At 65.8% G+C, this 14,391-nt stretch carries 14 protein-coding genes; 9 read left to right on the top strand and 5 right to left on the bottom strand.

Annotated elements, in window-relative coordinates; genetic code table 11:
- Window positions 1-22: 22 nt before the first annotated feature.
- From A9J21_RS28365 to A9J21_RS28375, 3 genes are read right to left on the bottom strand one after another with little or no spacing between them, the layout of a single operon-like run.
- On the bottom strand, window positions 23-1,216 hold the full coding sequence (locus tag A9J21_RS28365) for a polysaccharide biosynthesis/export family protein (RefSeq protein ID WP_404851425.1): 1,194 nt from the start codon (window positions 1,214-1,216) through the stop codon (window positions 23-25).
- Window positions 1,203-1,949, bottom strand: coding sequence for a sugar transferase (locus A9J21_RS28370; RefSeq protein ID WP_066741740.1), 747 nt, complete (start codon window positions 1,947-1,949; stop codon window positions 1,203-1,205). Before A9J21_RS28370 ends, A9J21_RS28365 begins: the two co-directional genes overlap by 14 nt.
- 44 nt (window positions 1,950-1,993) lie before the next feature.
- The gene (locus A9J21_RS28375; protein ID WP_066741968.1) at window positions 1,994-3,502 is read right to left on the bottom strand and encodes a mannose-1-phosphate guanylyltransferase/mannose-6-phosphate isomerase; all 1,509 of its coding nucleotides are present in this window, start codon (window positions 3,500-3,502) and stop codon (window positions 1,994-1,996) included.
- Window positions 3,503-3,617: 115 nt separating this feature from the next.
- Between A9J21_RS28375 and A9J21_RS31805 the strand changes: the two genes are divergently transcribed.
- The 6 genes from A9J21_RS31805 to A9J21_RS28400 all read left to right on the top strand — a co-directional run bounded on the left by A9J21_RS31805 (window position 3,618) and on the right by A9J21_RS28400 (window position 8,724).
- On the top strand, window positions 3,618-3,896 hold the full coding sequence (locus tag A9J21_RS31805) for a hypothetical protein (protein ID WP_156546278.1): 279 nt from the start codon (window positions 3,618-3,620) through the stop codon (window positions 3,894-3,896).
- 141 nt (window positions 3,897-4,037) lie between these two features.
- Window positions 4,038-5,069: a GlxA family transcriptional regulator gene (locus tag A9J21_RS28380; RefSeq protein ID WP_066741742.1), complete on the top strand. Its 1,032-nt coding sequence runs from the start codon at window positions 4,038-4,040 to the stop codon at window positions 5,067-5,069.
- Window positions 5,070-5,081: 12 nt separating this feature from the next.
- Window positions 5,082-5,885, top strand: coding sequence for a 2OG-Fe(II) oxygenase (locus A9J21_RS28385; protein ID WP_066741744.1), 804 nt, complete (start codon window positions 5,082-5,084; stop codon window positions 5,883-5,885).
- Window positions 5,886-5,905: 20 nt separating this feature from the next.
- Window positions 5,906-6,985, top strand: a complete 1,080-nt coding sequence (gene rfbB / locus A9J21_RS28390) for a dTDP-glucose 4,6-dehydratase (protein ID WP_066741745.1) — start codon at window positions 5,906-5,908, stop codon at window positions 6,983-6,985.
- A gap of 18 nt (window positions 6,986-7,003) precedes the next feature.
- A complete protein-coding gene (rfbC, locus tag A9J21_RS28395) occupies window positions 7,004-7,555 on the top strand; it encodes a dTDP-4-dehydrorhamnose 3,5-epimerase (RefSeq protein ID WP_066741748.1) in 552 nt (183 codons plus the stop codon).
- Between the two features lie 179 nt (window positions 7,556-7,734).
- Entirely contained in the window at window positions 7,735-8,724 is a 990-nt protein-coding gene (locus tag A9J21_RS28400) for a tripartite tricarboxylate transporter substrate binding protein (RefSeq protein WP_066741750.1), read from the top strand.
- A gap of 72 nt (window positions 8,725-8,796) precedes the next feature.
- On the opposite strand, the gene A9J21_RS28405 is transcribed toward A9J21_RS28400, so the two are convergent.
- Both A9J21_RS28405 and A9J21_RS28410 read right to left on the bottom strand, forming a co-directional pair.
- The gene (locus tag A9J21_RS28405; RefSeq protein ID WP_066741752.1) at window positions 8,797-9,399 is read right to left on the bottom strand and encodes an HD family hydrolase; all 603 of its coding nucleotides are present in this window, start codon (window positions 9,397-9,399) and stop codon (window positions 8,797-8,799) included.
- The gene (locus tag A9J21_RS28410) at window positions 9,396-9,758 is read right to left on the bottom strand and encodes a hypothetical protein (protein WP_066741760.1); all 363 of its coding nucleotides are present in this window, start codon (window positions 9,756-9,758) and stop codon (window positions 9,396-9,398) included. The genes A9J21_RS28405 and A9J21_RS28410 overlap by 4 nt, the downstream gene beginning before the upstream one ends.
- Window positions 9,759-9,940: 182 nt before the next feature.
- Here A9J21_RS28410 and A9J21_RS28415 point away from each other — a divergent pair, with 182 nt between their 5' ends.
- From A9J21_RS28415 to A9J21_RS28425, 3 genes are read left to right on the top strand one after another with little or no spacing between them, the layout of a single operon-like run.
- On the top strand, window positions 9,941-11,926 hold the full coding sequence (locus A9J21_RS28415; RefSeq protein ID WP_066741768.1) for a TonB-dependent siderophore receptor: 1,986 nt from the start codon (window positions 9,941-9,943) through the stop codon (window positions 11,924-11,926).
- 28 nt (window positions 11,927-11,954) lie between these two features.
- Window positions 11,955-13,295, top strand: coding sequence for an HmuY family protein (locus A9J21_RS28420; RefSeq protein WP_066741771.1), 1,341 nt, complete (start codon window positions 11,955-11,957; stop codon window positions 13,293-13,295).
- Window positions 13,296-13,348: 53 nt separating this feature from the next.
- Window positions 13,349-14,383 (top strand): hemin-degrading factor, encoded by a 1,035-nt coding sequence (locus tag A9J21_RS28425; protein WP_066741773.1) that lies wholly within the window; start codon window positions 13,349-13,351, stop codon window positions 14,381-14,383.
- Window positions 14,384-14,391 lie beyond the last annotated feature (8 nt).

The following is a 14,391-nucleotide window of genomic DNA, read 5'->3' on the forward strand; positions in this document are numbered from 1 at the left end:
GTGTCTCCAGGAATTCCGGGGCCTAAGGCGCCAGCGCCCGGCTTGCCGTGGCGGTCTGCGCTGTCGGCAGGAGCAGGTTGACCACCCGGCTCCAGCGCACGAGCGACGATGTGTCGACAAACACCACGTCGTTCGCCTGCAGTGCAAACCCGTCGGCCAGTGCCATCGCCGAAGGGGTGCTGGCATCCAGATGGAAAACCCTGGGCTGCGTGCCGCCGTTGCCGCGCACCACATACACCTGCTGCGCATCGCCCGAGTACTGGCTCACGCCGCCCGCATCGCCCAGCGCCTGGTTCAGGCTCAGCTTGCCGTTGTTCATCGTCAGCGCGGCGTTGCGTGCCACCTCGCCAATCACGTAGACCTTGCTGTCGTTCGCGGCATAGACACGCACGAGATCGCCATCGCGCAGCAGGATGTCAGACGGGTTCGCGCCTTTGGCGATCAGGTCTGGCAGGCTCACGCGCGCCGTCTGCTCGCCGCGCGTGACGGCAATCCAGGATCGATCCGCCGCCGCGCTGAACCCGCCGGCCCGGTTGATGGCCTCTGGCAGCGTCATCGGCACGTCGTTGATGATCTGCAGGCCGGCCTGCTGCACGGCGCCGTCCATGTACACGCGCTTGCTGCGATACGCCTGGATGCGCAGCGTCACCTGTGGATTGCGCACGTACTCGGCCAGCCGCTGCGTGAGCCGGTCGCGCGCTTCGGCCTCGGTAAGGCCCGCAACCGGCACCATGCCGACAAAGGCGTACTGGACATTGCCGCGCGCGTCGACGGTGTACCCCGTGACCACGGCATTCGACCCCGATGTATCGACGCCGCTGGTCACCTGCAGCGCAGGCAGGTTCAGTTCGGGATGCCCCCAGACCACGATGCTGAGCACATCGCCGGGGCCCAGCACATAGGGCCGTGGCTTGTCGAACAGCGCGCGCACCTCGGGGGCGACCCCGTCGGGTTGCGCCGCGCGCTGCGACGCCAGCAGCGCGCTGTCGATCTCCACCAGGCTGTCGCGCGACACCGACTGCACGCCCTGCATCGGCGGCAGGCTGGTTACCGGCGCGGCGGACTGCGCCGACTCCTGGCCCGGCTGGGGCGCCGGCGTGGTGGCCTTGTACGTCATGCCGGGCGCCATGGCGCAACCGCCCAGGAAGTGCAGTACCACGCCCCAGAGCAGGACGGCAGCCAGGCGCTTGCGCCAGGGCAGGTCAGTATGCGCCACGACCATGGATCACCACGCCGATTGTCTTGAACAGGATCACGATGTCGCCGGCAAAGGTCCAGTTGCGGACGTAGGCCACATCGAGCGTCACACGCTGGTCGTAGTCGGCATCGTTGCGCCCGCTGACCTGCCAGAGCCCGGTGATGCCGGGCAGCACGCGCAGGTAGTACGACACCGAATCCCCGTAGCGTTCCAGTTCCTTCTCCATCACCGGGCGCGGCCCCACCAGGCTCATGTCGCCGCGCACCACGTTCCATAGCTGCGGCAGCTCGTCGATACTGGTCTTGCGGATAAAGCGCCCCAGCGCCGTGACGCGCACATCGTTGCGCAGCTTGAAATCCTTCTCCCATTCGGCGCGTGCCGCCGGATCGTTGGCGAGCAGTTCCTTGAGCACCGCGTCGGCGTTGCGCACCATCGACCGAAACTTGAGGCAGCGGAATTTGCGGCCATCCATTCCGACCCGGGTATGTCCGAACACGCTCGGGCCGCCGTCGCGCATCACGAGCAGCGCCACCGTCAGCATCAGCGGCGACAGCAGGAGCAGCAGCACCAGCGCCGCGCCGACATCGAACGCGCGCTTGGCGGCATGGCCGTAGGCGCCGGCGTAACGTTGGCCGGCTTGTCTTGCCGGTGCGAAGCCATCGGCCAGGCCCGGCGACAACGCCGGCGATGCGGCGGTAAAGCGCGCGGGCAGGATGCCCGATCTGGCAAGCAGTGACTTGATGAAGCGCATGGCGCCTTCTCCCGTAAGCCCAAGGGTGGACGATGGCGCGGTACTCAGGCGCAGCGCCCGTAGGTATCGGCGATGCGGACGATGTCGTCCTCGCCCAGGTAGGCGCCCGATTGCACCTCGATGACTTCGAGCGGCAGCTTCCCGGGGTTTTCCAGCCGGTGCGTGACACCAATCGGGATATAGGTCGACTCGTTCTCGCTCAGCAGGAACTGCTCTTCGCCACGCGTGACGCGCGCCGTGCCCCGCACCACGGTCCAGTGCTCGGCGCGGTGGTGGTGCAGCTGCAGCGACAGCGATGCCCCCGGGTGCACGACGATGTGCTTGACCTGAAAGCGCTCGCCCTGATCGAGCGAGTCGTAGCACCCCCACGGCCGCTGCACCTTGCGATGGTTCTCGGCCTCGCTGCCCTGCTGCCTGGCAAGCCGTTCCACCAGCCCCTTGACGCCCTGCACCTGGGAGCGATCCACCACCAGCACGGCATCGGGCGTTTCCACGACGATCAGGTTGGTGGTGCCCACGCACGCCACCAGCCGGCCGTCGGCGTGGACATAGCACGAAGTGGCGCCTTCGTACATCACCCGGCCGCGCGCGGCATTGCCGTCGTCGTCCTTGTCGATGGCATCCCACACCGCGTCCCATGAGCCCAGGTCCGACCAGCCTGCCACCAACGGCACCACCACGCCCTGCACGCCGTCGGTGCGCGCCAGGTGCTCCATGACGGCGTAGTCGATCGAGTCGGACGGAATGGCCGCGAACGCCGTGGCATCGGGGTGGAAGTACGGGCCGTCCTGACGGCCCTGCCCGAAGGCACCGGCGCATGCCGCGTACATGTCTGGCTGCAGGCGCTGCAGCGTGGCCAGCCAGGTGCTGGCGCGCACGACGAAGATGCCGCTGTTCCACCAGTACTCGCCAGACGCCACGTACTGCTGCGCAAGCTCGGTGGCAGGCTTTTCGACAAAGCTGTCGATGGTGCGCGCCACATCGCCCAGCGCCGCGCCGATGCGGATGTAGCCGTAGCCGGTATCCGCTCGGGTGGGCGGCACGCCAAGCGTCACGATGGCGCCCTGCTCCGCGAACCCGGCAGCATGCGCAATGGCGTAGCCGAATGCCTCGGTGTCGGCGATGACATGGTCGGCCGGCATGACCACGAGGATGCCGTCCTCTCCCTGCGCGGTCGCCAGCAGCGCAGCCAGTGTCAGGGCCGGCGCCGTGTTGCGCCCGGCGGGCTCGACCACGATCTGTGCCTCGGTGCCGGACGCCGCAAGTTGCTGCGCGGTCATGAACCGGTGCGGCTCGCCACACACGATGATCGCGGCGGCGTCGGCGTGACGACCATCGCGCAGCACCGCCATGCGCCGCACCGTGGACTGCAGCAGCGAATCGCGCCCAATCACATCGATCAGCTGCTTCGGATAGTGCTTGCGGGACAGCGGCCAAAGCCGTGTACCCGAGCCCCCCGCCAGCACCACGGGGCGGATCCGCAGCACGCTCTGGACATCGCCAGACGTGACGGCGGCATGGGAAGGGAGATCAGCGGGGGCAGTGATAGGCATCCTGGGCTCCTGTTCGGGCAGCGCGAACGGCACGAAACCGTTTTGCTGCACCGAAGCATAGATGCGCAAAAATGCATCAATTACCCGATGTCCGATAATGCAGAGGATTTGACCGATGCAACTTGAAAACCGGTTTGAAAACGTATTTCCGGTGATACAAGACCATTATGTCATCACACCGCCTTGCATTTATGCGTGCACGATTCCCGTCCACGGTGCGGGAATGCCCCGCAATGCAGCGAGGTACCATCCGCCTTGCACAACGGCAGTGAAACCGCTGATTTACCTGATATTTTTATCATATCCACATACAGAAGCAGACAAACGCGGCGTAACAATTACCAGAACTGATTCATTTCTGATAATCGCATTGCGCCGCATGGCGCATTTTTGAGTTGATTTTCAATGCCACCCGCGTCAATCGGCCAACATCACGTAAAAATCAGACACACGGCATTGTGCGTCGCCGCAAATTGGATATGATGCAATGCAATAGATTCGCCTTTGAATCGCCTTCGCAAGGGATGGACACGCCATGGATCACCTTGTCGAGATGCCTGTGCCGACCCGCCCCCCGGGGCCTTTTACCTTCGCCGGACATGCCCACACGCAACGCATTGGCCTGCTGTTGTTCGATGGGTGCTCGCTCCTGACCGCAGGCATCATCGCCGAGGCGTTCCGCGTGGCCAACGAGCTTGAACTGCAGCGCAACGGCCGGCCGTTCTACCAGTTGTCATTGCTGTCGTACCGCGGCGGCAACATTGCGTGCTCGTCGTCGGTGCGCATCTGGACGCAGGGGCTCGATGCAGCGGGCCAGCGAGGCTTTGGGGCCGTGTTCATCGCCTGCAGCGAGCGCGAACCCGCAAGCGAGCGCGATGCCCGCGTGTCCAGCGCCATCATGGAAGTCAGCGCATCGGCGCTGGAGCGCAGTACGCGGGGCCGCGAGCGGCTGGCGCCCCGGGTGTCGCGTGCGGAAGCCACCAGCGGCCAGGAAGGGTACGCCGGGGCGTCCGCGTCGGTCTTCTGGTGCCGGGGCGGCGCGGACCAGGCGCCCGAAGTCATGCCGTCGGCCATCGACATGGCGCTCGCCCAGATCGAGGCAGACCTGGGCCCCGAGGTGGCCGGCGAGGTGGCCCGGCAACTCGATCCGCGCCGCGAGACGATGCCCGAGATCGACGCTTACGACATCGACGACACGCCCGACCTGTCGACGGCCACGGCAAACAAGATCCTGGCCTCGGCGCGCTGGATCGCCGAGCACTACATGGAGCCCATCTCGGTTGCCGACGCCGCGCGCTTTGCCGCGATGAGCGAGCGCAACTACCTGCGCCGCTTCAAGTTCACGATCGGCGTGACGCCGTCGGAATACCTGTTGCAGACGCGGCTGGACATGATTTGCCAGTTGCTGGTCAAGACAACGCTGCCGGTGGACAAGATTGCCCGGCGCTGCGGCATGGGCAACGGCGACCGGCTCGGCAAGATCTTCCGCAAGCGGTTTGCATTGTCGCCCACCGAGTATCGGAACCAGGGGCCGGCGAGCCCGGGGTCGGATCCCACCGCAACCTGAGGAGTGCTGAGCATGCGTAACGAATTGCTTGACCTGGCCAAACTCGACTGGATGGCGCGCGAACTCGCCGAGCCTTACAAGTCCGCCCCGCCGTTCCCGCATGCCTGTATCGACGACTTCCTGGACCCGGACATCTACCGCGAAGCCAGCGACGCTTTCCCGAGCCGGAAGGAAGGCAGCTGGTTCAAGTACCAGTCGGCTGCCGAGAACCTCAAGCTTCAGATCCAGGATTTCTACGCCATTCCGCCCGCGCTGCGCGCCTTGATCGTCGAACTGAACGGCCCCGGCTTCATCCGTTTCCTGGAGACGCTGACCGGCGTGCGCGGGCTGGTGCCCGATCCCCACCTGCATGGCGGCGGGCTGCACCAGACGCTGCCCGGCGGGCATCTGGGCCTGCATATCGACTACAACTATCACCTTGAATGGCAGCTCGACCGGCGGGTAAACGTCCTGCTCTACCTGAACGACACCTGGGAGGACAGCTGGGCCGGCCATCTGCAACTGTGGGACGAGAGCGTGCAGCATTGCGTGCAGAAGATCGCGCCCATCGGCAACCGGCTGGTTGTCTTCAGCACGAACGAATGTTCCTGGCACGGGCACCCCGTGCCGCTGGCCTGTCCCCAGGGCGTCACGCGGCGTTCGATCGCGCTTTACTACTATTCGAACGGCCGCCCCGAGGACGAGGTGGCCGACGTTCACACGACCCGCTTCCAGGCGGCACCCGGCGCCCGCTTTCCATTGACAGCACGTGACATCCTGACCGGCATTACCCCGCCTTACGCCAAGGCGCTGGCGCGGCGCATCGTAGGCCGCTGACCGGCACGAGGGGCTCAAACATGTCATCCATACTCGTCACCGGTGGCGCGGGCTTCATCGGTGCCAACTTCGTGCTCGACTGGCTGCGACGTCCGGCTGCCGATCCCGCCGAGGCCGACCGCGTCATCAACGTCGACAAGCTCACCTATGCCGGAAACCGGCACAGCCTGGGCGAACTCGATGGCGACGCACGCCACATCTTCGTCCAGGCCGACATCGGCGATCGGGCGGCGATGGACAACCTGCTGGCCCGGTACCATCCGCGCGCGGTCATCCACTTTGCGGCGGAAAGCCATGTCGACCGGTCCATCCGGGGGCCGGCGGCCTTCATCGATACCAACATCGGCGGGACCTATACGCTGCTGGAAGCCGTGCGCGGCTACTGGAGCGCCTTGCCCGACGCCGAACAGGCGCGCTTCCGCTTCCTGCACGTGTCCACCGACGAGGTGTTCGGTTCCCTGGGGCCCGCCGACGCGCCGTTCTCCGAGACCACCAGCTACGCGCCAAACAGCCCCTACTCGGCGTCGAAGGCGGCCTCCGACCATCTCGTGCGCGCCTGGCACCACACCTATGGGCTGCCCGTCCTGACGACAAACTGCTCGAACAACTACGGCCCGTACCAGTTTCCGGAAAAACTGGTGCCGCTGATGATCGCCAGCGCACTGGCGGGACAGCCGCTGCCGGTGTACGGCGACGGCGCGAACGTGCGCGACTGGCTCTACGTAGGCGACCACTGCGCGGCGATTCGCGAAGTGCTGACGCGCGGGCGAGTCGGCGACACCTACAACGTGGGGGGCTGGAACGAGAAAACGAACCTCGAAGTCGTCCACGCGCTGTGCGACCAGCTCGACGCGCTGCAACCGCGCACCGCCGGCTCCTATCGCGAACAGATCCGCTTCGTGAAGGACCGCCCCGGCCACGACCGCCGCTACGCAATCGATGCCCGCAAGCTCGAAAGCGAACTGGGCTGGCGCCCCACCGAAACCTTCGAAACCGGCCTGGCCAGGACAGTCGCCTGGTACCTCAACAACCAGCCATGGGTGCGTGCCGTCATGTCGGGCGAATACCGCAAATGGGTGGAGACGCAATATGCTGCGTGACAACCCTTGGGGCGCTCCATGACCATGACCCTGATCCGCACCGCGATTCCCGATGTCCTGATCTTCGAGCCCAAGGTTTTTGGCGACGAGCGGGGCTTCTTTTTCGAGAGCTTCAACGGCATCGAGTTTGAAGCCGCCACCGGGTTGAAGCGCCATTTCGTCCAGGACAATCACTCGCGGTCGGCCCGCAATGTCCTGCGCGGGCTGCATTATCAGATCCGGCATCCGCAAGGCAAGCTAGTGCGCGTGGTGTCGGGCGAGGTATTCGACGTGGCCGTGGATCTGCGCAGCAGTTCGCCGACGTTCGGACAGTGGGTGGGCGAGGTGTTGTCCGCCGAGAACAAGCGTCAGCTATGGATTCCGGAAGGCTTCGCGCACGGCTTTCTCGTGCTGTCCGATTATGCGGAGTTCGTCTACAAGACCACGGACACCTGGTATCCGGAGCACGAGCGCTCGCTGCTCTGGAGCGACGCGCAAATCGGCATCGCCTGGCCGATTGCCGGAGCGCCCGTGCTGGCCGCCAAGGACGCGGCGGGCCGCACGCTCGACGAAGCCGAGAGGTTTGCCTAGCGGGCCGGGTACGCCATGGCGTACTTCGCCCGGCGCAGGGATGTCGTCACGCGGGCATCGAGCGACGCAGGCACGCCGCGCACGTCGGCTTCCCCATACCCATATGCCGAATGGATCGTTTGGCCGCAAGCGCGACGCGGTTAGACTGGCGCCCCCTCTTTTGCATTAGAAGCATCTTCATGGCTTTCCCGATTCCCTCTCGCGTCGCACTGGCCTTCACATTTGGCGTGGCGGCCGCTGCGTCCGCCGGCTCCGCCGTCGCGGATACCTATCCGAGCCGTCCGATTCGCCTGGTGGCACCGTTTCCGGCGGGAGGCGCCACCGACGTGCTGGCGCGGCTGCTGGGCAAGCAGATGGGCGAGCGGCTGGGACAGCCCGTCGTTGTGGAAAACAAGGCCGGTGCCGGCACGATCGTGGGGGCCAGCTATGTGGCAAAGGCGGCGCCGGACGGCTATACGCTGCTGCTCACCGCGGGCACCACGACATTCACGATCAACCCGGCGCTGCAGAACAACCTGCCGTATGACCCCGTGAAGAGCTTCGAGCCAATCGGCTTTGCCACGCGCCTGCCCCTTGTGCTGCTTGCCAATCCGAAGGCACAGATCGGTGACCTGAAGCAGCTGATCGCCAAGGCCAGGGCCGAGCCCGGCAAGTACAGCTATGGATCGTTCGGCGAAGGCAGCACCGCGCATTTCGCAGGCGAACTGATGTGGTACAACGCCGGCATCAAGCTGGTGCACGTGCCATACAAGGGCAGCGCGCCGGCCATGAACGACCTGATCGGCGGCCAGATTCCGCTGGCCATCGATACCGTGACGGCCGCCGCGCCGCAGATCAAGGCGGGCAAGGTGAAGGCACTGGCGGTGACCACGGCGCGACGCTCGGCGCAACTGCCCGACGTGCCGACGGCGGCAGAAGCAGGCATCGCCGGCGTGGACGTCGATGCCTGGTCGGTACTGGCGGCGCCGCGCGGATTGCCGGCCGACGTGAAGCAGAAGCTGACGAAGGCCCTGGCCGATACCCTTGCCGATCCCACCGTGCGCCGACACCTGATCGAAGCCGGCTTCGAGCCGCGTTATGGCACCCCGGCCCAGGCAGAGGCCCAGATCGAGACCGAACTGCCGAAGATGCGCGCCATCGCCCGACGCGCGGGCATCAGCAGCCAGTAACGCTGCATATTTCCCGGGGCCGCGCCGGATGGCGGCGCTGACCCGGGCTGCCTGGCCCGCCTGGCGGGCGTGTCAGGAATTGCCGTCTTCGTCCCGCGAATCGCGGAAGTGCTGCTGCACGAGCCTGGCGGCGGCCTCCCAGAGCCCCGGGGCACCAAGCTCGATGGCCGGCCCGTAGCGGGCGACCACCTGCGCTTCGTCCAGCCCGGGCGCTATCCATGTCCCGCCGCCCGTGGCGACGTTGTGAAGCAGCGGCTGGAAGCGGTCCAGCGCCTTGGCGAACTTCGCGTCGTCGCTTTCCCCCGCCTCAAACTCCGTCCATAGCTGGTGAAATTCCTCGGCCTGCGATGCCGGCAGCAATGAAAAGATGCGCTGGGCGGCCCGCTGCTCGCGCTCGGCCTGGTCGGCATGCAGCGACGGATCATGGAGCGGCGTGTCGCCGGCATCGATCTCCACGATATCGTGGAGCAGCAGCATCTTCACGACGCGCACCACGTCAACGGGCGCCGCGGCATGCTCCGACAGCACCAGCGCGTACATCGCCAGATGCCAGGAGTGCTCGGCACTGTTTTCGCGACGCGACCGGTCAATCAGCGGCGACATCCGCACAACGCCCTTGAGCCGGTCGATTTCCCGAAGAAACGCCAGCTGACGTTCGAGGCTGGAAAGGTTCACGGCGATGTCCCGTCCGGTTCGTCTTCAAGCAGGTGTCCGTAGGCGTCGATCTCCTTCTGGGTTCGCGCCTCGCTCGCGGCGATCCTGTCGGCCGTGATTTCACCGTCCACGAACTCGACCGACACTCTCCGTACACGCGAATCCTTGTCGACAATGCCCTGCAGCACCTTGTCGAACAGCTTCTCTCCGGCCCGGAGACCCAGCGCCTGCGGCACCAGCACCTTGACCAGCAGGATTTCGTTGTCGCCGGAATCCTTTGCCACCTCGGCGATGGCGGTCCTCAGATAGCCCTTGAGCTTGAGAACACTGAGATTGCCGGGGATCGCCACGTGCGATACCCGAATCCGTTTCTTGTCCATTCGTCACTGCCTGACTGTCATTTCAACGCGCCGAATATAACGTACGGCGGCCCAGGCGCGGGGCTCCGCCGGCGGGCGGCATCTTCATTAAGCATTCTTAACGGAAGATGCGGACGAGAATCATTATCATTCGGCTCTCATTTGTCATGACCGGATTGGCAGATCGCCGGTTCCGCCCCCGAATGCGTCTGAAAACCCTTGCCGTCGTTGCCGGCACCCTCCTTTGCGCAGCGCCGCAGACACGAGCCCAGCAGGCCGGCTCCGGCGATCCGCTTCCGACTGTCGTCGTCACCGGCACCCGAAGCGAGAAGACGCTGGACGAAACCCCGATCCGCACGGAAGTGGTGGATCGCCAGGAAATCGAGCGCACCCATGCACGCACGCTCAAGGACGCACTGGAGAACGTGCCCGGCCTGCAGCTGCGCGAGATCCACGGCAAGTCCGGTTACGAAGTGACCCTCCAGGGCATGACCAGCGACCAGGTGCTGATCCTGATCGATGGCCTGCCGATCTCGGCCAGCACGGGCTCCACCGTCGATGTCTCGCAATACCTGCTGACCGAGGTCGACCACGTGGAGGTGGTCAAGGGTGCCAGTTCCGCGCAGTACGGCAGTTCGGCGATGGGCGGCGTCATCAATGTGATTACGCGCCCGATTGCCAAGGGGTTCTCGGGTGCCGTCACGGCCGATGCCGGCAGCTATGGCGCGCAGAATGCCGACGGCTCGCCCGGCGCCTTGCACGGCAACGTCCGGCTGGAAGGGGGCACCGAGCGGATCCGGGCCCGCATCAGCGCCGACGCGCTCGACAACAAGGGCTTTGCCGTCGACCCCGACGGCTGGACGCGTCACGGCGACAAGATCAGGCGTGAACAGTACGCGGGACGGCTCGAATGGCTGCCCAGCCAGGCTGGCAACTTCTGGTTCGACGCCAGCGCCTATCGCGAGACCGACGAACAGCGCTACCAGTACTACGCGCCGCCCAACTATGTGCCGCAGCGCAAGACCGAGGACATCGACCGCAACCGGTACACCTATGGCGGCCAATGGCGTTTCGACAACGGCTTGCGGGCCCGGCTGGCCGGCGTGCATGAAACCTACGACAGCACGTCCCGCGAATACTCGAACAGTTTCCAGACATCGGTTCGCAACTCGGCACAGCAGACCGATCACGTTTCGGCCCAGTTCGACCTGCCAGCCTGGTATCGGCAGCTCTGGCAGTTTGGCGGCGACTTCCATCGCGAAACCCTCGACCAGTCGGTCAACGGCACGTCGGAACTGGCCGGCACCGGCAGCGCCGAGCGCCAGGCGGGCGAGCTCTACCTGCAGAACGACATCCTCTTCAACGACACGTGGGAAATGATCGTTGGCCTGCGCGGCCAGCACGATTCCGACTTCGGCAGCCACTTCGCGCCCAAGGTGGGCGTGCGCGCCAACCTGCTGTCGAACGACACGTGGAAGGGCGTGCTGCGCGCCAACTACGGCCAGGGCTATCGCGTACCGAACCTCAAGGAACGCCACTACCTGTTCGACCACAGCTCGCTGGGCTACATCGTGCTGGGCAACCCGAACCTCAAGCCCGAATCGTCGAACAGCTTCCAGCTGGGCGGCCAGCTGAGCTGGCGCGACCGCGTGACGCTCGATGCCAATCTCTTCTACAACCGCGTGACGGACCTGATCCAGACCGACATGACCAACTTCACCATGGTCAACGGCATCGCGGTCTACACCTACCGCAACGTGGCACGGGCCAGAACGCAGGGCATCGAGACGTCGCTGCGCTGGCGCGCGACCAACCAGCTGAACCTGACCACGGCCTATACGTTCACCGACACCGAGGATCTCGACACGGGCCTTGAGCTGACCCGCCGGCCGCGCCACATGGGCCGCGTTGGCGCCGACTGGCGCGTCTTCCCCTCGACGGAGCTTTCGGCCCGTGCGCGCTTCCAGAGCAGCGAACTGACCGATTCGGCCACCGGCGCCCGCTCGCCGGGCTGGGGCACGCTCGACCTGGTGCTGAACCAGAAGATCGGCCGCAACGTGACCGCTTTCGCCGGCGTGAACAACCTGTTCAACCGTCAGCGTGATTTTGCGAATGCCAGTGACTTCGGGCCCGTGGCGGGGCGCTTTATCTACCTGGGCGCGCGGTTCAACGTCGACGTCGCCCGCTAACGAGAAATCAAACGGGGAAGCACTCATCATGATCCACGAGACTCTTGCACTGCATCGCCGCCCGCTGGGCGCCCTCGGCGCAGCCGCGCTGGCACTGATGCTGGCGGCATGCGGCGGCGGCGATGGCGGTGGCACGACCACGACCGGCAGCACCAGCGGTGGCACCAGCGGCGGCAGCACGGGCGGCGGGACAGGCACCACGCCCGCCTCCACCTCGGCATTCACGCAGACGGCCGAATGGACCTTCGCGCTGCCGGCGGCCGGCAACTCGCTGTGCTATGACTTCAACAGCAAGGCCGAGACCGCCTGCACGGGCACCGCCTGGGACCTGAAGATCAAGACCGATACCGGCGGCCGCACGGCCAAGCTGTGGACCAACAGCGGCACCAGCGGCACCGGCACCGGTGGCGCCTTCGGCAGCCCGTTCGACCATACCTGGACCGCGCTGGCGGGCTGGAAGAACGCAACCATCGATCCGGTCAACGGCGCCCTGCCGGCCACGGTGTTCCTGAAGGACTCGGCCAGCGGCGTGTTCGCCAGCACCAATGACATCGGCTCGGCCGTGTTCGAATATGGCGTGACCGGCGCGGCCACCGATCACCTGCTGTATCCCACGTTCCGTACCTTCGTGGTCACCACCAACAGCGCGCTGGCTGACACCACGGGCACGTCAGCGGCACCGGTCTTCGCACTGCAGGTCACCGGTTACTACGGCGGCACGGGCGGCACCACGTCCGGCTATCCGAGCTTCCGCTTTGTCGACCGCAGCGCGCCAGGCAACGTCTACACCGCCCAGGTCAATGCATCGGCAGACTGGGTCTACTACGACCTGATCAACCGCACCGAAACCACGGCCTCGGGCACCTGGCATATCGCGTTCAACCGCTACAACGTCAAGCTGAACGGCGGCGAGTCGGGCACCGGCACGGTGGCAGGCTTCCTCGGCAAGACGCCGGCCGGCTTCTACGATGGGTCAAACAAGCCGGTGGCGTCGGCATTCACCAGCGCCACCAACGTCAGCACCACGCTGGCCGACCTGACCGCTGCCGACATGAGCCTGCCCACGGCTGCCGCACAGTGGTTGAAGGACTCGACCGCCTCGGTGCTGAACCCCACCTACACCGGCGCCTATCCGAACCCGCTCAACTACGGCTGGTACTCGTACTTCCCGACTGCTGCGGCTGCTGCGGCCAACGGCCTGCCGGCGGTGGCGCACCTGATCAGCGCCAACCCCGACGCGGGCGGCCTGATTCGCGGCGGCGAAGGTGCCACGTATGCGCGCTTCCACCTGACGAAGATCGTCTACGCCGATCCGAACTCGAACAGCAGCCAGCAGACCTGGACCATCAACTTCGACGTCCAGCCCTGATCCGGCCCGACTGAACGAGCGACTGCCCGCGACAACCAGCCACCCGCACGAATATGGAACAACAATGCATCGAGACGCTGCGCCAACGCCATCAGGCATTGGTGGAAGCCCACCCGAAACTACGCATCCGCGACCGCGCCCAGCGTCTTGGCGCAAGCGAGGCCGAACTGGTCGCGGCAGGATGCGGCGTGGCCGTGCGACAGCTTGGCGGCACGGCGCAGCAGTTGTTCCGTGATCTCGGCACGCTCGGCACGGTGATGGCGTTGTCGCGCAACGACCATGCCGTGCACGAGCGGCATGGTCAATACCAGGGCATCGAGGCTGACGGCCCCGTCGGCATCGTGCTCGGGCCCGATATCGACCTGCGCATGTTCTTCGGCAACTGGCGGTACTCCTACGCCGTGACCGAGAGCGGCCGCGACAGCCTGCAGTTCTTCGACAAGGCGGGCGAGGCGGTGCACAAGGTCTATCGCACCGAAGCAACCGATGCCACGGCATGGCAGGCTTATGTCGACCGCCATGCCGTGGCGACGGATACACCGATCACCGTCGAGCCGATCGTGGCAGCCGCCGATGCGGAAGCCCCTGCGGACGCCGACGCCTTGCGTGCCCACTGGCTTGGGCTCAAGGACACGCATGACTTCTTTGCGATGCTGCGCCAGCACAAGGTGTCGCGCCTGGGCGCCCTGCGCGCGGCCGGCAATGACCTGGCCCAGCAGGTCGGCAATACGGCGGTCGAGACCGTGCTCGGCCGCGCCGCCGAATCCGCGCTGCCGATCATGTGCTTTGTCGCCAACCGGGGCATCGTGCAGATCCACACCGGCCCGGTCCACAAGCTGGTGCGCACCGGGCCATGGTTCAACGTGCTCGATGCATCGTTCAACCTGCATCTGAATACCGACGCCGTGGCATCGAGCTGGGTTGTCAACAAACCCACGGTCGATGGCTGGGTGACGTCGCTGGAGCTATACAGCGCCAGCGGCGAGCTGATCGTGCAGTTCTTTGGCGAGCGCAAGCCGGGCAAACCGGAACTGGGCGCCTGGCGCGCACTGCTGCAATCGCTCTGCCCGGTGGCACTGGCCGCCTGAACGTTTTC

The organism is Cupriavidus sp. D384, from assembly GCF_001652915.1.
In the GTDB taxonomy this organism is placed as follows: domain Bacteria; phylum Pseudomonadota; class Gammaproteobacteria; order Burkholderiales; family Burkholderiaceae; genus Cupriavidus.

Bases quoted from the DNA above. Each gene is read 5' to 3' on its own strand.
- A9J21_RS28415 (WP_066741768.1), top strand. From the start codon at position 9,941: ATGCGTCTGAAAACCCTTGCCGTCGTTGCCGGCACCCTCCTTTGCGCA.
- rfbC (WP_066741748.1), top strand. From the start codon at position 7,004: ATGACCATGACCCTGATCCGCACCGCGATTCCCGATGTCCTGATCTTC.
- A9J21_RS28385 (WP_066741744.1), top strand. From the start codon at position 5,082: ATGCGTAACGAATTGCTTGACCTGGCCAAACTCGACTGGATGGCGCGC.
- rfbB (WP_066741745.1), top strand. From the start codon at position 5,906: ATGTCATCCATACTCGTCACCGGTGGCGCGGGCTTCATCGGTGCCAAC.
- A9J21_RS28380 (WP_066741742.1), top strand. From the start codon at position 4,038: ATGGATCACCTTGTCGAGATGCCTGTGCCGACCCGCCCCCCGGGGCCT.
- A9J21_RS28410 (WP_066741760.1), bottom strand. From the start codon at position 9,758: ATGGACAAGAAACGGATTCGGGTATCGCACGTGGCGATCCCCGGCAAT.
- A9J21_RS28400 (WP_066741750.1), top strand. From the start codon at position 7,735: ATGGCTTTCCCGATTCCCTCTCGCGTCGCACTGGCCTTCACATTTGGC.
- A9J21_RS28425 (WP_066741773.1), top strand. From the start codon at position 13,349: ATGGAACAACAATGCATCGAGACGCTGCGCCAACGCCATCAGGCATTG.
- A9J21_RS28420 (WP_066741771.1), top strand. From the start codon at position 11,955: ATGATCCACGAGACTCTTGCACTGCATCGCCGCCCGCTGGGCGCCCTC.
- A9J21_RS28370 (WP_066741740.1), bottom strand. From the start codon at position 1,949: ATGCGCTTCATCAAGTCACTGCTTGCCAGATCGGGCATCCTGCCCGCG.
- A9J21_RS31805 (WP_156546278.1), top strand. From the start codon at position 3,618: ATGCAACTTGAAAACCGGTTTGAAAACGTATTTCCGGTGATACAAGAC.
- A9J21_RS28375 (WP_066741968.1), bottom strand. From the start codon at position 3,502: ATGCCTATCACTGCCCCCGCTGATCTCCCTTCCCATGCCGCCGTCACG.